Source organism: Acidobacteriota bacterium (genome assembly GCA_039028635.1).
Lineage (GTDB): Bacteria > Acidobacteriota > Thermoanaerobaculia > Multivoradales > JBCCEF01 > JBCCEF01.
Window position 1 is genome coordinate 1 of sequence record JBCCHV010000025.1, and the last position, 19,131, is coordinate 19,131.

The window sequence follows — 19,131 nt, forward strand, 5'->3', positions numbered from 1 at the left end:
CTGCAAGGCCGTAGGTCACTGAATCTGCGGCGTTATCCGCCGGCTGCACTCCTCGCAGTACGTCCAGTACGGCTGCGTCGCGGCACCAACGGATGCCTTGCATCTCCAGCAACCTACGACCTTTCGCCACGAGATCCGATAAGAAGGACGGGCCAAGACAACGTAAAACTGGATTCACTTCCTTGCCAAAGCGCTATAGCAACCCGCGTGCCATGGGAGCCTTCGCCGTTTTACAGGCGTTTTCGGCGATCAGGCCCGAAAAAGGTGTCCGAAAGATGTCCGGAAGATGTCCGGAAGACGTCCGAAAGATGTCCGGAAAACGAGAAGCGCCTCAGGGAGTGGCGCCTCGTCCTCGGGGCGAAGACAGGTTTCAGGACCAGCGGAAGCGCGTGCGGGCGGCGTGGGCGGCGAGGTGGGTTTGGAGCTCTTCGGCGGTGGCCTTGGGCAGGAATCGAATGTGGAGGCGGTGGGCCGAGGCGCCGGCACCGGCGGTGTCGATCTCGAGGTTGGCCATGCCCCATCGGCGGTCGAAGGGTGACTCGACCAGGGACACCGACTGGATCTTGCTGAAGCGGGCCAGGCTAGTGCGCCGAGTCCACCAGCCGCTGCGATAGTAGATGCGCTCGCCGGATAGAGCATAGCCGCGGCGAACGACCTCTCGGCGCGCATCGATGACCACCAGCGCACCAAAGAGCAGCGACAGGCCCAGCAGCCAGGGGTTGATGAAGAACGCCGGGATCGACAGCAGGAACACCACCGCCAGGCCCCGACGAATCATGCGGGTGGAGGCTCGCGGGTCGATTCTCCGCCAGTCGACAGCGGCCAGGTCGGCTCCGGGCTCGACCTCCTCGAGGAAGGTCGCCAGGTTCACATTCGGCAACACCGGCGCGAGCCGTTGACGACTGGAGCCCCCCGGGCCTTCCTGCGAGCTGCCGGCGGTCTCGGCCGACACTTCGAGGCGGCCGAGCAGGCGATGCATGAACTTCTCGCGCACCGACAGCACCTGGATGCGATGGAGCGGCAATGAGGCCGCGACCTGCGTCACCAGGCCGCTCCGGGAGCGCAGCTCGCGCCCGACCTTCTCCAAGCGAAAGCCCCAGTACTTGAGGAACGACCAGACCACCGACAGCAGCCGCACCAGCACCAGGAACGCCGCGGCGAGGCCCGAGAACCGGAGAACCCAGGACAGCGCTCCGATCAGGTCGCGGGGCGCCGCCTCGGGCAAGTATCGGCGAACATCGGTGAAGGCACTGTCGACGAGATCGAACTGCCAGGCGAGACCCAGCATGGCGCCGACGACCAGCATGCCGCGGTTGTCGACCAGCCCCTGGGCGACCAGGTCGCGCCAGTCGAGGGCGACCAGCTCGTCACCGGTCGGCTCCTCCTGGAGGACGCTCTCCGCCCCCTCACTCCCGATCGTGCCGGGCACCGGCGCTCCCTGGGCGGCCTTCTCGGCACGCACCCGGCGGCGCATCTCGTCCAGGGCCTGCAGCGACAGCACCTGAAGCTTGGCCTCCGGCTCCTGGCCACCGGCGGTTTCGACGCGAACGTCCGCCACCCTCAGCAAGCGGTGCACAGGATTCTGCAGGGAGCCGATGTTGTGGATGCGGGAGTAGGGAATGTGTCGCTGATTGCGAAACAGCAGGCCGGTCTTGATCACCAGCTCCGATTCGTCGAAGCGATAGCGGTAGGTGAGGTAACGCAGGATGGCGCTGAGGGTCGCCGGGATCACCAAGATCATCGCCCAGACTTCGTAGCGATTGCCGCCGCGAGCGGCGAACAAGACGATCAAGCCCGGCAGGATCAGCGAGCGGGCGCTGTTGAGCAGGCTGAACAGAATGGAGGTCGGATGGAGACGATTCTCAGACGGCATCGTCCTCGTCGACCTCGACCAGGTGGTCCCGAATCACGGAGGCGAGCTCATGAGTCAAACCCGGCAGAGCCACCCGGGCGTGATCGGTGCCGGCGGTGTGAATCAGCAGGGTGCCAAGACTGAAGGCGCGCTCGAGGGGACCCTGCGAAACGTCCGTGTGCTGGACTCGCGACCGCGGCACGGTCACCACTTCACGCCACAGCACGCCACGACGGATTTCGAGCTCGCGGGCGCCAACCCGATAGGAAGCGTAGCGATAGCTCAGCGCCGGCCAGAAGTGGGCTCGCAAGGCGATCAAGACCACCAGCAGGCCCCAGCCGCCGGCGATCAGAGCGAACAACCCTCGCGGCATGCTGGAAAAGGCCATCACCACACTGCCGATGGACCAGACCACCGCGTGGACGACGACGTTGATCCAGTTGACCAGCCGCCGCACCGAAACGTAGCGCCGGTCGAGCTGCTGCCGGCCTTCGGGAAGGGCAGGCGACGAGTCGGCCGGCACCGTGGCTTCGGCCGCCGCCTCGCCAGCCGGAGGAGACATCGGTCGAGGTGCCGCCTCGGAGGGCGGTGGATGGTGGCTCACGGTCCGAGAATAGCAAGCTCTCGGAGCCTGCTGAAATCGCAGGCGAAAGACCGTGATCCCCTTCGCCACCGCCGCCTCGGCTGGTAGGGTCCCGCCATGATTGCCCGCTACGCGGCTCGCTGGCTCCCGCTCGTCCTTCGCCTGGCTGGTGGCACCATGCTGCTGGCCTTCGGTGCCGCTTTGATGCCGACCGACTGGATGGCATCGACCCACCAACGCCTCGGCCTCGGCGACTTCCCGGCCTCGCCCCTGGTGGAGTATCTGACGCGCTCCATCTCCCTGATCTACGGCATCCACGGTGGCATCCTGATCCTCGGTGCGTCGGACATCCAGCGCCTGCGACCGATGCTGCGCTACCTGGGAATCTCGAATATCGGCCTCGGCCTCGCCCTCGCAGCGGTCGATCTCTACGCCGGATTGCCCTGGTGGTGGACCACCGTCGAGGCGACCTCGGTGCTCGGATTCGGTGTCCTGCTGCTGGTCATGCTCAGCGCCATCCCGGATCGCTGGCAGCAGGAAGCGGAGCGATGACCAAACCCGCCTGCCTCGCCTTGATATTGGCCCTTGCCAGCAGCCTGCCGAGTCTCGCCGACTGGCCGCAGTGGCTCGGACCCGAGCGCAACGGCACCAGCGATGTCGCCCTTGCGGCCTGGGGACCGGAGGGCCCGTCCGTGCGCTGGAAGCACGCCGTCGGTGCCGGCTACTCGGCACCGGTCATCGCCCAAGGCAAGGTGCTGGTGTTCCATCGGCAGGACGCCGACGATCTGCTCCAGGCCCTCGACCCGACGAACGGCAAGGTTCTCTGGAGCCACCGCCAGCGGTCGACCTACAAGGACGACTTCGGCTTCGACGAGGGGCCGCGCAGCACCCCGACGGTGGACGGCGATCGAGTCTTCACCTACAGCGCCGAGGGCCGACTGACGGCGATCGCCCTCGCCAGCGGCAAGGAGCTCTGGTCGGTGGACACCCACCGCCGCTTCGTCGCCGACGACGGCTACTTCGGCGCCGCCTGCTCCCCACTGGTCGTCGACGACCTGGTGGTGGTCAATGTCGGCGGCGAGAAGGGCGGCATCGTGGCCTTCGACCGCGGCAGCGGCGAAACCCGCTGGACCGCCACCGACCACGAAGCCAGCTACTCGTCACCGATCCTTCACCGCTACCGGGGTAAGGCCGAGCTGCTGGTCTTCACCCGCGAAGGGCTGGTCGCCCTCGCACCCGGGACCGGCAAGGTCCGCCTCGAGTTCCGGTGGCGAGCCCGCATCAAGGCTTCGGTCAACGCCGCGACCCCGATCCTGGTCGGAGACCAGGTCTTCCTGTCGGCCAGCTACGGCACCGGCGCCGTCCTACTCGATGTCTCCGGTGAAGCTGCCCGCGCCCTGTGGCAGGGTGATCGCTCGCTGACCAATCACTACGCCACCAGCGTCCACCACCGCGGCACCCTGTTCGGCTATCACGGCCGCCAGGAGGCGATGCCCGCGCTGCGCGCCATCGACGCCGCCAGTGGTGAGGTGCTGTGGAGCGTCGACCGCTTCGGGGCGGGATCGATCTTGCGGGTCGGTGAAAAGCTGTTGATCCTGCGCGAGGCCGGCGAGCTGATCCTCGCCGAGGCGACGCCAGAGGCCTTTCAGCCCCTGGCCCGCCACCGCACCGCCCCCCGCATGCTGCCCTATCCAGCCCTTTCCGACGGCTTGCTCCTGGCGCGCAATCACGAGACCCTCTACGCCTTCGAGCTCCCCCTCGCCAAGGCACCTTCAACCGATGGCAACGCCAGCGATCAATCGTCGCCGAACTGAGCGAACACCAGCCAGTGGCCGCCGGGATCGCGCACCCCGATCTCCGTCGCTCCATAGAAAGTGGTGCGGCGCGGGAACACCAGATCGACCCCTTCGAGAGCCCGCTCGATGGCGGCGAGATCCTCGACTTCGATGTAGAGGGAGCTCGGTCCGGAGGCCTCGGCGATCGCCGGAATGTCGGCGGCGACGCTGGCTCGGGACTGCAGCATGAGCTCGATCCCCGGCCGTTTGAGGATCACGAAGGCGAGTCCTCCTTCGCCGGGGACCTCGTCGGCGACCTCGAAGCCGAGCCTCTCGACCCAGAACTCCAGACTCGGCTCGACCTTCTCGACCACCAGCAATGACGTCAAACGCTTCACTTCGACCTCCTGCCCGCCAAGGGCCCCGGCCGACGCGAGGGTCGACACCAGAATCAACAGCGATGAGATGAGTGGCTTGGTCATGCTCTCGATCCTGACAGGATCGAATCCGCCGCGTCTTGGAAGAATGGAACCTCCCGCGCGGAGGCGAAGAGGAGGCGCAGGGACTCACCAGTCAACAGGCGCACTTCCCGAGCCATGTGGGCTTGATCGCAGTAGCCGAGGGCGAAGGCGTCGTCGGCCTGCGGCCGGCGGCCGGCGCAGTGCGCCAATAGGCGGCGAAGCCGCAGGATGCGGGCCAAAGCCTTGGGGCCCACGCCGACAGTCTTCTGGAACCGCCGAGTGAGCTGCTGACGAGACATCCCCAGCTCATCGGCCACGGCAGCAACTCGGGTACCGCAGTTCAAGCGGGCCACCGCGCGAGCGATCGCCCGCGGCGGCGCCTCGACCCGCCCGATTTCGGCCATCATCTCGGCAGCCAGCCGTTGCACCACCGGAGGCTGAAGGTCGGAGTCGCCGCGGGCGCCGCTGATCGCGACCTCGGCCAAGCGCTCCGCGCGCTCGTTCCAAGACTTCTGCAAGGGTTGCCGCTGATCGGTCAATGGTCGCATCGAGCCCCCCAACCAGGGCTGCGCCCCGCCGGGCCGAAAGCGCACCGCCACGAGCGTTCCGGAGCGAACGGCCGGAATCTGTCGCGCCACGGTCATCGTGCCGACCACCGACGCCGCGGCCTCGTCGAGCTCGATCAGGATGTCGGCGCAGCCGTCCGGCATCACCCGATGGGCGTCGCCGCGGCGCGCCAACCAGAAACACTCGACCCAAGCTCGTAGCGCAGCCGGCGGCAGATACTCGCGGTAGGACATGATCGCGCACGATCATAGCGGCCGAGGCATGGACCGGACGGGTCGGCAGCACGGCACAGGAATGAAAGGCGCCAGAGAATCGTTTTGCCGGCTTACAATTCGAGCGCCAATCACCAGCAAGCTTTCCCCATGTCTCGCATCGCCATCCTCTCGGACATCCACGGCAACGTTCCCGCCCTCGACGCCGTCCTGGCGGACATCGCCTCTCAAGACGTCGACGAAACCCTGGTGGGTGGCGATCTCGTCGGGCGGGGTCCGCAGGGATCGGCCGTCACCCGACGCATCCGCGAGCTTGGCCTCGCCACCATCGGGGGAAATCACGAGGAGTACCTCCTCGACTTCCGCCGCGGCAATATCCCGAGCTCTTGGCACCATGACGAAGAGTGGGCCGCGGCGCGCTGGATGGCCGCCGAGCTCACCTCCGAGGACGTCGAGTACATCGCTGCCCTGCCCTTCTCGCTCCGCCGACCGGGCATGCGGCTGGTGCACGGCACTCCGGCGTCGAACCGCGACGGCATCGGACCGTGGACCAACGAAGCCCGCCTCGAGGAGCACTGGAACGCAGTGCCGGAGGGGGTTCTGGTCTGCGCCCACACCCACCGCCCGCTGATCCGCCACGTCGCCCAGGGGATGATCGTCAACATCGGCTCCGTGGGCATGCCCTTCAACCGCGACCAGGCGGCCCAGTACGCCATCTTCGAGAGCACCTCCGACGGCTGGGAAGTCGAGCTGCGACGGGTGCCCTACGACCTCGAAGAGGTCTATCGCGCCTACGACCGCACCGGCTTCCTCGCCGACGGCGGCGTCACGGCGCGCCTTCTGCGCCTCGAGCTCGAGCACGCTTCGCCGCTGCTGGTGCCCTTTCTCGAGTGGGCGCGACGACAGCGTCTCGAGCCCTCCCTGGGCCATCTCGACCGCTTCTTCGAGTTCCATCGACCGGGCGAGTCCCTGCGCCACTTCTTCTCCCGCCTGCAGGAGATCGACGCCTAGCAGGCTGCTGAGAAAGCCGCGTGGCGGCTTCAGCGCCTGCTGTTTATTTCAGGGGCGGCCGGCCAGGGGGGCTAAAAGTTCTTCAGCAACCTGCTAGCGTCCTTGCGACGATCGGCGAATACCGCGAGACTAGGCGTCCGATCACCGACCGAGAAGGAGAGCGAGATGCCGACCGTCAGTCCGCAGCGGGTCATCCTGGGCGTCGTCATGGGAGTCCTCGCCCTCGGCTGGGTGCTCCTCGCCCTGTGTTTCTTCGGCGTCGAGCTGCCGCGCCCGTCGCACGGCGGAGGCGAGCCGATCGATGGTTCCCCCATCGACTTCGCGATCGGTGAGAGATCCCCACTGGCACAGCCGACTGGCACTGTCGAGGGCGAGCTCGCGAACCAGCCCCAGGCCACCGCGACACCGCGCAATCTCATTCTGTTCCTCGGCGACGGCATGGGCTACTCCCACGTCGCCGCCGCCCGCGCCACCCGCCGGGGCGCCCGCCAACCCCTGCTCTTCGAGCGCTTGCCCTACTCGGCGGCGATCACCACCTTCTCCGCCTTCAGCCTCTACACCGACTCCGCCGCCGGCGCCACCGCGCTGGCCAGTGGCGTGGCGGTCCCCCCCGGGCACCTGTCCGTCGATGACCGCGGGCGTCCGGTGCGAACCCTGTTCGAGGCCGCCCGGGAGGCGGGCAAGGCGATCGGCCTGGTGACCGATTCGTACCTCTGGGACGCCAGCCCCGCGGCCTTCGTGGTGCACCGCGAGAGCCGCCGCGAGTATGGCCAGATCCTGGCCGATATGGCGACCTCCGGAGCCGACCTGCTGGTCGGCGAATCGTCCGACCACGAAGGCACCGAAGAGGCCGCCAGCGTCCTCCAGCGTCAGCATCGCCTGGCCGAGACCTGGAGCGATCTCGAGGCTTTGGAGTCAGCCGAGGAACCGGCTGCGGGCCTCTTCGCGGCCGGCACCATCGCCGACCGAGAGCAAGAGCCCACCCTGGCCCAGCTCACCGCCTGGGCGGTTCGCCGCCTGTCGCGCAATCCTGCCGGTTTTTTCCTCTTCGTCGAGACCGAGGAGCCGGACACGGGCTCCCACCGCCACCAGATCGATCGCGTCCTGAACGGCATCGCCGCCCTCGACGAAGCCGTCGCCGAGGGCCTCGAGGCTCCGGCCGATACCCTCGTCCTGGTGACCGCCGACCACGAAACGGGAGGTCTCGGGATCGTCGGCGGCAGCGCCGATTCGCCCCTCGAGGTCGCCTGGACGAGCACCAGCCACACCGCCGAACCGGTCCCTCTCTACGCCTGGGGTCCCGGTGCCTCACGCTTCACCGGTAGCCTCGAAAACACCGAGGTGGCCCGCCGCCTCGCCGACCTCTTCGGCTTCGAGCTGACGCCCTCGCCGTGACGCACTGGATACGCCTCGCGCTGCAGCCGGCAGTGGTTCGCCGGGGCATCATGTACGGCATCTTCGTCGGCTTGATCCTCAACGCCATCAACCATGGCGGAGCGCTGCTCGCCGGCGACCTCGACACCTCGCGCGCCCTGCGCATGACCCTGACCTTTTTCGTCCCGTACCTGGTATCCACCGCCTCGAGCGTTGCCGCCCTGCGTCAGCAAGAGCAAGGAGACTCATCGTGACCACCACCACCAGCCCCGTCGCCATCATCACCGGAGCCAGCAGCGGGATCGGCGCCGCCGCCGCTCGCGAGCTCGCTGACGCCGGCTGCCGGCTGATGCTCGCCGCCCGCCGCGAGGACCGCCTCCAGGAGCTCTGCCAAGAGCTCGGTGGCGGCGCCCGCTACCACCTCACGGACGTCACCGACCGCGCCCAGGTCCAGGCCCTGGCCACCGCCACCCGCGACGCCTTCGGACGCGTCGACGTGCTGGTCAACAACGCCGGCATCATGCCCCTGTCCTTCCTCGCCAAGGGCAAGGTCGCGGAATGGGATCGCATGATCGACGTCAACATCAAGGGCGTTCTCTACGGCATCGACGCCGTCCTCGGCGGCATGCTCGAGCAAGGCTCCGGGCACGTCATCAACGTCGCCTCCGTCGCCGGTCACTGGGTGATGCCGTCGTCCTCCGTCTACAGCGCCACCAAGTTCGCGGTGCGCGCCATCTCCGAGGGCCTGCGGCAGGAAACCGTCGGCAAGGTGCGAGTGACCATCATCTCGCCGGGAGCGGTCACCACCGAGCTGACCCACGCCATCACCGACGAGGACGTTCGCGAGCGCTACCGCACGGTGCAGCTCACCCCCCTCGATGCCGAGGCCATCGGCCGGGCGATTCGCTACGCCGTCGAGCAGCCGGCGGACGTGGCGATCAACGAGATCGTGGTTCGCCCGATCGACCAGGAACGGTAGAGGTGCCGGAAAAACAGGCGGAAGCCCTCGGCTCATCCTTCGGCCACGAAGGCGAGACCGACCCTCGCTCCGCGGGCGACATTGAGCACCGGGTCAGTGCCCTGCGGAGCCATCCGAAGATAGGTGCCTCCGAAGCGCTCGCCGAAAGCGAAAAGCCCCCAGACCACGGCGTAAGGAGCCCAACCCCGCTCACCCTGCTGCAGAATCCAGGGCAGCGACTCGACGAACTCCTGAGCAATCCAGGCACCGTCTTCCAAGGCTTCATCGACCCGCCGGCGCCAGCTCTCGGCAGTCTCGAAGAGCCCCACATGGACATCGCCGCCGCCCAGCGATTGCGCCGCCTTCAGGACCATCCGCGACCGCTCTTCGAGGAGCAGGTCGCGCAGCTCCCGGGAGCGCCCGTCGTGCTCGACGGGCCCCGGCCGCACCCACCGGGTCCAGGGCACGAAGCGCCGCACCAGCCGGCGCTCGCGGTCGTCCAACCGGTCCGTTTCCTGGGCTTCCGAGAGCAGCGCCAGATTGCGCTTGTCGCCCAGAATGAGGCCCGAAAACCCTCCCATCAGGACCACCCGCCCCGCCTTGAAGGAGCGAAACAAGGCCGCACTGGTCACCGAATCACTCTGCTCGACCACCGCCTGGAAGCGGCGCCCCCGGGCCCACACCTCGCCGCGCCGAAACTCGACCTCAGAAACCCCGACCACTTCGACATGGCCACCGACCTCGCCGCGCCGCCGGCGCACCTTCGCGTACTCGGCGCGGTAGCGCTCGGGAGCGTGGGCGAGCACCGAGTTGATGCCTTCGTCCGCCACCAAGATCAACACGTTGACCTCGTCCGCCGCCAAGCGACGAGCCGCGGCAACCTCATCGAGGAGGTACTCGAAAAGGGTCTCCAGGGAGCTCGTGTAGCTGAGCTCGACACCGAGATCTCGAACCCAAGGGGCATGGATCGAGGAGCTCAAGTAGGGTTCGGCAAAGACCGTTTCTTGCCAGCCCCCGAGGCTCCCGAAGTTGAGCTCGAGGCACTGCAAGCCCGCCGCGGTCTCGACGAAATCACCACGGCACGGGGCCGAGGCGAGATCGTTGGGCTCGGCGAGGAAGAGGTCCGCTGACATTGCGTCGAGACCGTAGAACTCGGCCACCGCCCGGGGATCGCAGTCGAAGAAGCGCTGCGGGACGGAGCGCACCAGCCTGCCCAAGCCGACCACCGCCTCGACCTGCTCGGCGCGCCGCTGGGGGGAGATCAGCAGCGGCCAGGGCTGCAACCCGAAACCCTCCTCCGGAGGAATGCCGGGGACGTTGGAGATCACCGTCGCCAGGGACGAGAAGAGATCTCCGAAGGTCTCGTGGCGTAGCCAGTCGGGACGGGCCTCCACCCAATCCAGAAACCTACCGGCAGCCTCCGAATGACTCGTCTGTATCGCTCGTGCGCTGGGGTCGAACATGCCACGCTCCTCTGCTTCGGAATCGAGGCATCGATAAATAGCACATCACGAATACGCTATGCAATAAAGGGGGTCAGGCGGGAGCGCCAATGCCGTAGACGTCGAGGGTCTTGCCGTGGAGCTCGACCTGGCGCTCGAAGGACTCACCGAGCTTCTCGGCGACTCGGCGCGAGGCGCCGTTGGCGGGGTCGATCAGGCTGATCAGATGGCTTGCTCCGAGGGTCTCGAAGGCGAAGGCAATGGCCGCCCGACCGCCTTCGGTGGCGAATCCGGAGCCCCGTCCCCAGGGCGCCACCAGCCAGCCGACCTCGAGTCCCGGCCAGCCGGCCGGCCGGATCAGCCCGATGCGACCGACCAACCGACCGCTCGCCTTCTCCTGCGCCGCCCACAACCCGTAGCCGCGCAGCTGCCAATGGCCCAGAATGGTCGCGATGGAGCGCCAGGCCTGCTCTTCGCTCCACTCCTGGTCGACGAGAAAGCGGCGCGACTCGGGATCGTTGAGGATCTCGCGGTACTCGGCGAGATCCGTTTCGCGGAACGGGCGCAGCAGCAGTCGATCGGTCTCGAGAGTGGTCATCCGGGGCTCCATGAAATTGAGCCCCGGAGTCTAACTCTAGAAGCGGTAGGACAGGCCCGCCGTCGCGATCAGGGGATCGAGATCGATGGTCGAATCGCCGGGTTCGGAATCCTCGCCCTCGAGCTCCGCCACCAGATAGCGCAAGGAGGAGTTGAAGCCCCAACCGCTTGCCCCGACGGGCACATCGAGACCGACCTGGGCGCCATAGACGATGTCGTCCTCGAGCTCGACCCGCACACCCGGACCGAGACCGAGGTCGGCCGCGAAGACGGCATCGACGAAGGCTTCGAGATCACCATAGGTGGCGTGACCGACGAGGGGCCCGAAGTAGAAGTCCGCCCGCTCGCCGACATCGACGTGGTAGTTCAGGCCGAGGGTCACCGGAACGAAGCGAAAGTCGGTGACATCCACCGCCTCGAAGTTGAGGCCGGTGAGGTCGATCCGCGACTCGACCTCGGTGGTGAGAGCCGACAGCTCGACACCCCAGCGCTCGCCGTAGCGGCGCTCGATGGCGGCACCGAAACCGATGTCACCGGAAAGGTCGACCTCGAGGGTCTGACCCGGACCCGCATCCCTCAAGGAGCCGGAGGTCTTGAGATCGGTGCCGAAGAAGCGCACCGTCCAGCGGTCTTCGGCAACGGACGGTAGGGCGACGAGCAGGGCCAACAGAAGACAAACAAGGATTTGCGAGCGTTGCATGAATCTTCCTCGATCTGGTGATTAGAAGCGGTAGGAGAGGCCGGCGGTGGCGATCAAGGGATCGAGATCGATGGTCGAATCATCGGGCCCCTCGTCTTCACCGGCGAGCTCCGCCACCAGATAGCGTAGGGAGGAATTGAAACCCCAACCGCTTTCCCCGACGGGCAGATCGAGCCCGATCTGGGCGCCATAGACGATGTCGTCTTCGAGCTCGACCCGGTCCCCGGGATCGAACCCGAGCTCGGTCACGAAGCCGACGTCGACGAAGGCCTCGAGATCGCCGTAGGAGGCCTGGCCGACGAGCGGTCCGAAATAGAGGTCCGCCCGCTCGCCGACATCGACGTGGTAGTTCAGGCCGAGGGTCACTGGAACGAAGCGAAAGTCGGTGACGTCCACCGCCTCGAAGTTGAGACCGGTGAGGTCGACCCGCGACTCGACCTCGGTGGTGAGGGCCGACAGCTCCACGCCCCAGCGTTCACCGAAGCGGCGCTCGATGGCGGCACCGAAGCCGACATCACCGGAGAGATCGATCTCGAGGGTCTGCCCCGGACCAGCATCCCTCAAGGAGCCGGAGGTTTCGAGGTATGAGGCGAAGAAGCGCACCGTCCAGCGGTCATCGGCGGCGGACGGTAGAGCGCAGATCAGGAACAGCAGCAGCAAACAGAGCGGACGCGACGAGTTCATGGGAATCTCCCTCGGGAAGTTCGGCCTTCGCAAGACAAGCCTGGGAAGATGGGGTCCCGGCAGCTTGCCGGGACCCCGCGATCACGGCCACTCCCGCACACCGGAAGCAGCACCGCTCCTTCATCGCAAGGCCAGTGCCACCGCTCGATGCCGTGCCCGAGGCAGCGCAAACCGCGTCGAATCAATCGCTTGGACCGATCACAAAGCCGAGCCATGGAACTTGCCGCAACCTCACGCCTGTGCTCGATTCCTGACAGGCGTCACTTCCAGCCCTCGCCCGGCGAAGCAAGAGGCCACCTCCGACAACCCTCCGGGGGCTCCTCGGCGCCCTTTCCGAGGGGCCTCGAAATCGAAGCGGCACCCCGGCACCGGTGCACCCCTTTATCGGAGAACTTAGAAATTTCAATATCAGGAATCCGATACACGCCAGCTCTCGGAAATAAGTAAACGACAGCATTCGCGTGATCAGACAGATTCATTGGAACCCACCGGGGCGGTGGGTCTCCGAGCCGGAACGGCGGACGGCGTCGATTCCGAGCTTGCGGCGGAGCCCTCGAGGCTCTTGGTCAACCAATTCGGTCGTGGTGTGGCGGCAGGTTTCTCCGTGCCGCGAAGGGAAAGCTGTACCTCGCCCCCGCACCACTGCCACTCGCTGCGATCGTGGAGAACGTTCGATGCAGAAGATCCGTTCGAGGACATACCTTTGGGGTGTGATCGGAGCCTTGGCTCTCAGCACCCTTCTCGCGCTCAACCCCGCTTCGGCCGACGAAGCACCCACCATCAAGGTCGACCTACCGGTCACCACCCAAGCGCCGCTCTGGCCGCCTTCGGTGATCACCAACCAGGAGGGTGACTTCGTTCTCCTCGGGGTTGGCCTGTTCACCGCCAACGGTTTTCCGGGCTTTCCCTTCTTCGATCAGAAGCTGGTGATCTCGAAGGACTCGCGGCCACCGATGGATCCCTTCGGCAACCCGATCCGCAACAACTGGTTCCTGGCGCCTTACGACATCGTCCGGCCCCTCGACCTGCGCGCCGGCAGCCCGGACCTCGACATGGTGCTCTACAACCTGTCGATCGGGCCGCCGGAGGACGGTAGCAACGTCGCCCGCATCCCGGCCGCCGGCGATTCGGCCTACAACCTCCTGACCGCCGAGTACCCGTGCCCGGACACCTGGCCGTCGCCGGAGCAGAAAGCCAACTTCTCGCTGCCGCGCTTTCCCCTCCATCAGTTCCCGATCCAGGGCTTCCAGGGCGACGGCGTCGGCTACGACGTGGTCACCGGCGAGGTCTACGACCCGATGGCGAGCGCCGGTCCGGGCTGTGGTCGCGGTTGCTCCGGCGAGGATCTCCTCGATTTCCGGCCACGCAGCGAGCCGATCACCCTTGGCGACTGGATTCAGGCCAAGGCCAAGATCTTCATCACCCTCACCGACTGGAGTGACGAAGCCGGCGGATACACCGCGGCGATCTTAGACTTCCGCTTTCGCAACATGATTCCGGGCGGGGTCTACACCGTTTGGACGGTGCGCAACCGGCAGCCGCCGGGGAGCGAGCTGATCGCCCGCGCCGACCCGATCGGCATTCCCAACATCATCGTCGCCAACGACAAGGGCAGGGCACGGGTCAAGATCAAGTCCACCAACCCCTTCCCGGATCCGGCGACCGACTTTCTCGGCGAGCGAGTCACCGGCGTGATCGTCGACTTCCACCTCGACTACCAGACCTGGGGTGCCTGCGGGGCGCGCTACGGACCGGGCGTCGAAACGGTCACCCATCTGAGCTCCTTCATCAAGGGCAACACCGACTTCACGCCCTTCGTGACGGTGCCTCCGGTCGCCCCCTGAGGGGACGACCCGGCGACCGAGCGGTCCTGCGACAAGCCTCGGCCGCCCGGCGGGGCGCTCCACGAGCGCCCCGCCCTTCACTCCACACTGTCTTGCTGACAACCGCAGGGCCGCGAGCTTCGCCTACTCCGATTCGACTTCGAAGTAGAGACCGATCCGCGCCCCTTGGACGAGGTTGAGAACGCCGCGCCCCTCGCTCTGTCGCGGTGCCGAGCGCAGGAAGCCACCGCTGGCACCATCGCCGAGATCGAAGAGCCCCCAGACGACGTCGTGGGGCTGCCAGCCGCCACCGCGAGCCAGGGCCGGCGACGGCACCGTCGGCAGGTACTCCTGAACGATCCACTGACCATCGTCGAGGGCGTCCGCCACCGCCTGACGCCATTCCTCCGGCGAGGTACGACAGCCGATGTAGATCTCGCGTCCGCCGTAGCCCTGACCGGACTTGATGATCAGCTCCTCGCGCGCCTGCTCCACCCACTCCGGTAGAAACACCGCTTCGCCCTGCCAGGTGGCCTCGTGGGGTCCGAGCTGGCGGGTCCAAGGCACCACCTGGCGAATCAGCTCGCGCTCGGCCTCGTCGAAGCGGTCCGACTCCTGGTGGGTCGACATCAGAGCGAGCCAGCGCTTGTCGCCGAAGATCATCGACAGAGGACCGGTGAGGAGATGGACGGAGCCGGCCTTGAAGGCGCGGAAAAGAGGCCGGCTGGTGACTTCCGTGTCCTGCTCGATGACGGCGTGAATCGCCGTCTCGCCGCAGCGCACCTGGCCGCGCCGAAAGGTCAGATCGGCATTGGGAGCGACCAGGAGCTGCCCTCTCAAGGCCGGATTGACCGCTCCGAGGGCGCGGCGATAGAGATCTTCGTAGAGACGCTGGGGATGAGTCTCGGCCACCGACAGCCCCGACTCGGCGACCAGGATCAGCAGGTTGATCTCGGAGCCCGGCGGATCGATCGCCTCCCGAGTGCTGCGCACGGCGTGCTCGAACATGCGTTCGACGGTGTCGTCGAAGTGGGCGCGGAGGCCGTTCTCACTCAGAAACCGGCGCCAGACGGGCAGCTCCTCGTAGAGCCGTCCATAGGCGATGTTCTGCCAGCCCCCGACGGCGCCAACGTTGAGCTCGATGCAGCGCAGCCCCTCCTCGGTCAGCAAGTAGTCACCGCGGAACAGGGCGCTCGAGACCCCGTCCGGCTCGCTCAGCACGAGATCGAAGAGCAGCTCGCTGCCGACGCCGAGAAAGTCGAAGAGGGCCGCCGGATCGGAAGCGAAGAAGCGCTCCGGCAGGCTCCTCAAGAGTTGCGACAAGGCATGGTTCCAGCCCCACCACCGGCGGTGCGTCGCGGGTTCGACCAGCGCCGGCCAGGGCTGGAGCGGCGCGGGATCGTCGCGCTCCATGGCGAGAATCCGGGGCACCTCGCGATGAATGGCCTCGAACCAAGGGGCATAGGAGGCCTCGGCGAGCAAGTCGGCGTTCGATTCGGCCCAATGCAGGCGCTGGCGCTCGGCCGCACCGAGGGCCGCGGGAACCTCGCGGGAGAGTTGCTTCGGCATCGCCCCTCTCTACGCAAGAGGATCACCAAAAGTTCATTGCATTTCTATATTCAAATTAAAAAACATCTTCGAGAGGACAGCACGCTCGCCCCGGCGACGATCCGGGCCGAGCGCACTGGTGGAAATCTCTCTAGAGCAGGAGTCCCGCGATGGTCGCGGTCTGGAAACAGGCGAGGGATCCCGCCACCATCGCCCGCAGGCCGAGGCGCGCCAGGTCTCGCTTGCGCTCCGGCGCGATGCCGCCGATGCCGCCGATCTGAATCGCGATCGACGAGAAGTTGGAGAAGCCACAAAGGGCGTAGGTGGCGATCGTCCGGGAGCGCTCCGAGAGACCGCCATCGGCCATCATGTCCTGTAGCTGGACAAAGGCGACGAACTCGTTGGCGACGGTCTTGACGCCGATCAGGGAGCCGACTTCGACGGTCTCTTCCCAGGGCACCCCCATCACGAAGGCAAGGGGCCGCAGGGCGTAGCCGAGGATCAGCTCGAGGGTCAGATCCGGGAACCCGAACAGGCCGCCGACCTTACCGAGGCCGGCGTTGAGCATGGCGATCAGAGCGAGAAAGGCCAGCAGCATGGCGCCGATGTTGAGGGCCAGCTTCATCCCCGAGCCGGCCCCTTCGGCGGCAGCATCGATGACGTTGGCCCAGGGCCGCTCGACCTTCAGCTTGACGGAGCCGGCGGTCAAGCTCTCTTCGGTCTCCGGAAACATGATCTTGGCCATCACCAAGGCCGCCGGCGCCGACATCACGCTGGCGGCGATGAGATGGCCGGCCGAGACCCCCATGCCGACATAGGCCGCCAGCACTCCGCCGGCGATGGTGGCAAAGCCACCGGTCATCACCGCCATCAGCTCGGAACGGGTCATCGCCGAGACATAGGGTCGGATGAGCAGCGGTGCCTCCGTCTGGCCGACGAAGATGTTGGCCGACACGGAGAGCGATTCGGCACCGGAGGTACCGAGCAGAAACATCATGGCGCGAGCGAAAATCCGCACCACCCACTGGATCACCCCGAGGTAGTAGAGCACCGTGATCACACTCGAGAAGAAGATGATCGTCGGCAGCACCTTGAAGGCGAAGAAGTGGTCGGTGAAGTTTTCCCCGAAGATGAACTGCGAGCCGGCGTCGGAGAAATCGAGGAAAGCGGTGACGTACTGCGTCGCCACCTCGAACAGCCGCTGGCCGGCGGTGGTCTTCAGGATCAGCAGAGCGAGGGCGAACTGAATCCCGGTGCCGACGGCGACGATGCGCCACCGAATCGCCCGCCGGTTGATCGACAGCGCCCAGGCCAGCGCCAGGATGACGACGACGCCGAGCAGCCCGATCACGGAGTGCTTCCCTTGAGGAAGCGGTAGAAATCTCCATCCGTCGACAGGATCAGGGAGGTATCCCCGTTGACCGTGCCGGTAAAGGTCTCCATGGTCTGCAAGAACTCGTAGAAGTCGCGGGAATCGCGCGACTGATCGTAGGCCCCGGCATAGATCTCGGTGGCCTCGGCGTCGGCCCGGCCGCGGATCTCCTGCGCCTGGCGATAGGCCTCGGAGCGGATGCGCTTGAGCTCGCGCTCCTTCTCACCGCGAATCCGCGACGCCTCGCCATCGCCCTCGGACCGGAAGCGGGTGGCGATGCGCTTGCGCTCGGAGATCATGCGGTCGAAGACCTTGTCGCGCACCTCTTCGATGTAGTTGATGCGCTTCAGGCGCATGTCGAGGATCTCGATGCCGAGATCGCCGGTGCGTTCCTGAGCGGCGGCCAAGATCTCCTGCCGAATCTGCTCGCGGCCGGCATCGATCACCTCGAGCTGGGAGGTGATCTCCGGGGTCGATTCGTCCTGGGCCGGTTGGCGATTGCCGGTACGCACCACCTCGACGAGGTCGTGCTTGGCGATCGCGTTGCGAGTCTCGCCGTCGAGAATGTCGTCGAGGCGGGTTTGAGCACGGCGCTCCGTTCCCAGGCGCTGGAAATAGAGCAGCGGATCGGAGATGCGCCAGCGGGCGTAGGTGTCGACCAAGATCAGGCGCTTGTCGCGCGTCGGCAGCTCGTTGACCTCGCCGTCCCATTCCAGGAAACGCCGATCGAAGCGATGCACCTTTTGCAGGAAGGGCACCTTCATCTTCAGGCCGGGCTCGGTGATCGGATCGCCCACCGGGCGGCCGAACTGGGTGATGATCGCCTGCTGGGCCTCGTTGACCACGAACAGACCATTGGCCACCAGCAAGATGACGACGAAGACGAGGATCAGGATTCCGGCACGCATTACGGAGTACCTCCGGCCTTGGTGACTTCATTGAGCTGCAGCAGCGGCAGCAAGCCCTCGACCCGCTCATCCACCACCACGGTGCGGCCGGCGGCCGGGAGGACATCCCCCAAGGTCTCCAGGTAGAGGCGCTTGCGAGTCACTTCCGGCGCCTTGCGGTACTCCCCGTAGAGGGCTGTGAAACGGGCCCCGTCGCCGCGCGCCCGGTTGACCCGATCGAGGGCATAACCCTCGGCCCGCTCGATCGTCTGCAGCGCCTCGCCCTCGGCTTTCGGCACTTCGCGGTTGTACTCGCTCTCGGCGGTGTTGATCTTCTCTTCCTTCTCCTGCTCGGCCTGGTTGACCTCGTTGAAGGAGGCCCGAACCGGCTCCGGAGGCTTGACGTTTTGAAGCACTACCTGCTCCACCTTGAGGCCGGTCTCGTACTGCTCGCAGAGGGCCTGAAGCCTCTGCTCCACCAGGCCGGCGAGCTCTTGACGACCAACGGTGATGACCTCATTGACGGTGCGGTCCCCCACCACCTCCCGCATCACCGCTTCGCTCATGGCGCGGAAGGTCGCCTCGACGTTGCGCACCCGGAAGAGGTACTGCGCCGGGTCGACGATGCGGTACTGCACCACCCACTCGACGTCGGCGATGTTGAGGTCGCCGGTGAGCATCAGCGACTCCTGCTTGAAGGCCGAGCCGCTGTACTGGGTCCGCACGCCGGCGCGTTCCGTGCGATAGCCGAATTCCGCCTTGAGCTGCCGCTCCACCGGCACTTTGATCACGGTCTCGATGGGGAGCGGCATCTTGAAGTTGAGGCCCGGCTCGGCAGTGCGGACGTACTCGCCGAAGCGCATCACCACACCGACCTCTTCGGGATCGATGGTGTAGAAGGAAGTGGCCACCGCCAGGATGACCAGCACGAGGATCACGAAGACTTTGCCCGGAAAGCGGCCGCGGAATTTCTTGAGGCGCTCTTCGAGGTCCGGGAAGTCCAACACCGAATCGCCGGAACTGCCATTTGTTTGAGTCATTTTCGTCCGCAGCCTACCGGAGTCGTCAGCCCCAGGCAAGACGCCGGCCGCACCATCCCGTCAGGGCCTCGTCGGCGCGGGCTCGGGCGACGGCAGAGGCTCGCGCGGACCGCATCGTCATCCGCCTCGGCGGGCCGCTCAGCGAGGGTATTCCGTCCAGCCCGGCCTTGACGCGAATGCCAAGACTGGCAGATCATGAAATAGACAACCCCCGGTTCTCCCAAGTCCCGCCGCCGCGGGAGGCC

Annotated in this window: 19 protein-coding genes; 7 read left to right on the top strand and 12 right to left on the bottom strand. The window is 66.5% G+C overall.

Going from position 1 to position 19,131, the window contains the following annotated elements; genetic code table 11:
• Nucleotides 1–370 precede the first annotated feature (370 nt).
• Nucleotides 371–1,873, bottom strand: coding sequence for a PH domain-containing protein (locus AAF604_11750; protein MEM7050328.1), 1,503 nt, complete (start codon nt 1,871–1,873; stop codon nt 371–373).
• Nucleotides 1,863–2,414 (bottom strand): PH domain-containing protein, encoded by a 552-nt coding sequence (locus AAF604_11755; GenBank protein MEM7050329.1) that lies wholly within the window; start codon nt 2,412–2,414, stop codon nt 1,863–1,865. Before AAF604_11755 ends, AAF604_11750 begins: the two co-directional genes overlap by 11 nt.
• A 138-nt stretch (nt 2,415–2,552) precedes the next feature.
• Here AAF604_11755 and AAF604_11760 point away from each other — a divergent pair, with 138 nt between their 5' ends.
• A complete protein-coding gene (locus AAF604_11760; GenBank protein ID MEM7050330.1) occupies nt 2,553–2,987 on the top strand; it encodes a hypothetical protein in 435 nt (144 codons plus the stop codon).
• On the top strand, nt 2,984–4,249 hold the full coding sequence (locus tag AAF604_11765) for a PQQ-binding-like beta-propeller repeat protein (protein MEM7050331.1): 1,266 nt from the start codon (nt 2,984–2,986) through the stop codon (nt 4,247–4,249). Before AAF604_11760 ends, AAF604_11765 begins: the two co-directional genes overlap by 4 nt.
• Here AAF604_11765 and AAF604_11770 read toward each other — a convergent pair.
• The gene (locus AAF604_11770; GenBank protein MEM7050332.1) at nt 4,231–4,692 is read right to left on the bottom strand and encodes a VOC family protein; all 462 of its coding nucleotides are present in this window, start codon (nt 4,690–4,692) and stop codon (nt 4,231–4,233) included. The genes AAF604_11765 and AAF604_11770 overlap by 19 nt on opposite strands.
• Complete coding sequence (locus AAF604_11775) at nt 4,689–5,471, bottom strand: AraC family transcriptional regulator (protein ID MEM7050333.1); 783 nt, start codon at nt 5,469–5,471, stop codon at nt 4,689–4,691. The genes AAF604_11770 and AAF604_11775 overlap by 4 nt, the downstream gene beginning before the upstream one ends.
• Nucleotides 5,472–5,600: 129 nt before the next feature.
• Between AAF604_11775 and AAF604_11780 the strand changes: the two genes are divergently transcribed.
• The 4 genes from AAF604_11780 to AAF604_11795 all read left to right on the top strand — a co-directional run bounded on the left by AAF604_11780 (nt 5,601) and on the right by AAF604_11795 (nt 8,814).
• The gene (locus AAF604_11780; GenBank protein ID MEM7050334.1) at nt 5,601–6,461 is read left to right on the top strand and encodes a metallophosphoesterase family protein; all 861 of its coding nucleotides are present in this window, start codon (nt 5,601–5,603) and stop codon (nt 6,459–6,461) included.
• 165 nt (nt 6,462–6,626) lie between these two features.
• Nucleotides 6,627–7,856 (top strand): alkaline phosphatase, encoded by a 1,230-nt coding sequence (locus AAF604_11785; GenBank protein ID MEM7050335.1) that lies wholly within the window; start codon nt 6,627–6,629, stop codon nt 7,854–7,856.
• Nucleotides 7,853–8,089 (top strand): nitrate/nitrite transporter NrtS, encoded by a 237-nt coding sequence (gene nrtS, locus AAF604_11790; GenBank protein ID MEM7050336.1) that lies wholly within the window; start codon nt 7,853–7,855, stop codon nt 8,087–8,089. The genes AAF604_11785 and nrtS overlap by 4 nt, the downstream gene beginning before the upstream one ends.
• On the top strand, nt 8,086–8,814 hold the full coding sequence (locus AAF604_11795) for an SDR family oxidoreductase (protein ID MEM7050337.1): 729 nt from the start codon (nt 8,086–8,088) through the stop codon (nt 8,812–8,814). Before nrtS ends, AAF604_11795 begins: the two co-directional genes overlap by 4 nt.
• A 32-nt stretch (nt 8,815–8,846) precedes the next feature.
• On the opposite strand, the gene AAF604_11800 is transcribed toward AAF604_11795, so the two are convergent.
• The 4 genes from AAF604_11800 to AAF604_11815 form a co-directional block, all read right to left on the bottom strand.
• Nucleotides 8,847–10,256 carry a hypothetical protein gene (locus AAF604_11800; GenBank protein MEM7050338.1) on the bottom strand — a complete coding sequence of 470 codons (1,410 nt, stop codon included), beginning with the start codon at nt 10,254–10,256 and terminating at the stop codon, nt 8,847–8,849.
• Between the two features lie 73 nt (nt 10,257–10,329).
• The gene (locus tag AAF604_11805; GenBank protein ID MEM7050339.1) at nt 10,330–10,833 is read right to left on the bottom strand and encodes a GNAT family N-acetyltransferase; all 504 of its coding nucleotides are present in this window, start codon (nt 10,831–10,833) and stop codon (nt 10,330–10,332) included.
• Between the two features lie 36 nt (nt 10,834–10,869).
• Nucleotides 10,870–11,532, bottom strand: coding sequence for an OmpW family outer membrane protein (locus AAF604_11810; protein ID MEM7050340.1), 663 nt, complete (start codon nt 11,530–11,532; stop codon nt 10,870–10,872).
• A 21-nt stretch (nt 11,533–11,553) separates the two neighbouring features.
• Nucleotides 11,554–12,216, bottom strand: coding sequence for an OmpW family outer membrane protein (locus AAF604_11815; protein MEM7050341.1), 663 nt, complete (start codon nt 12,214–12,216; stop codon nt 11,554–11,556).
• A gap of 674 nt (nt 12,217–12,890) precedes the next feature.
• On the opposite strand from AAF604_11815, the gene AAF604_11820 reads away from it, so the two are divergent.
• Nucleotides 12,891–14,060, top strand: a complete 1,170-nt coding sequence (locus tag AAF604_11820) for a hypothetical protein (GenBank protein ID MEM7050342.1) — start codon at nt 12,891–12,893, stop codon at nt 14,058–14,060.
• 123 nt (nt 14,061–14,183) lie between these two features.
• On the opposite strand, the gene AAF604_11825 is transcribed toward AAF604_11820, so the two are convergent.
• From AAF604_11825 to hflK, 4 genes are all read right to left on the bottom strand, one after another.
• Nucleotides 14,184–15,608 (bottom strand): hypothetical protein, encoded by a 1,425-nt coding sequence (locus AAF604_11825; GenBank protein MEM7050343.1) that lies wholly within the window; start codon nt 15,606–15,608, stop codon nt 14,184–14,186.
• A 130-nt stretch (nt 15,609–15,738) separates the two neighbouring features.
• Nucleotides 15,739–16,938 (bottom strand): NupC/NupG family nucleoside CNT transporter, encoded by a 1,200-nt coding sequence (locus tag AAF604_11830; protein MEM7050344.1) that lies wholly within the window; start codon nt 16,936–16,938, stop codon nt 15,739–15,741.
• Nucleotides 16,935–17,867 (bottom strand): protease modulator HflC, encoded by a 933-nt coding sequence (gene hflC, locus AAF604_11835; protein MEM7050345.1) that lies wholly within the window; start codon nt 17,865–17,867, stop codon nt 16,935–16,937. Before hflC ends, AAF604_11830 begins: the two co-directional genes overlap by 4 nt.
• A complete protein-coding gene (gene hflK / locus AAF604_11840) occupies nt 17,867–18,886 on the bottom strand; it encodes an FtsH protease activity modulator HflK (protein ID MEM7050346.1) in 1,020 nt (339 codons plus the stop codon). The genes hflC and hflK overlap by 1 nt, the downstream gene beginning before the upstream one ends.
• Nucleotides 18,887–19,131: the final 245 nt, after the last annotated feature.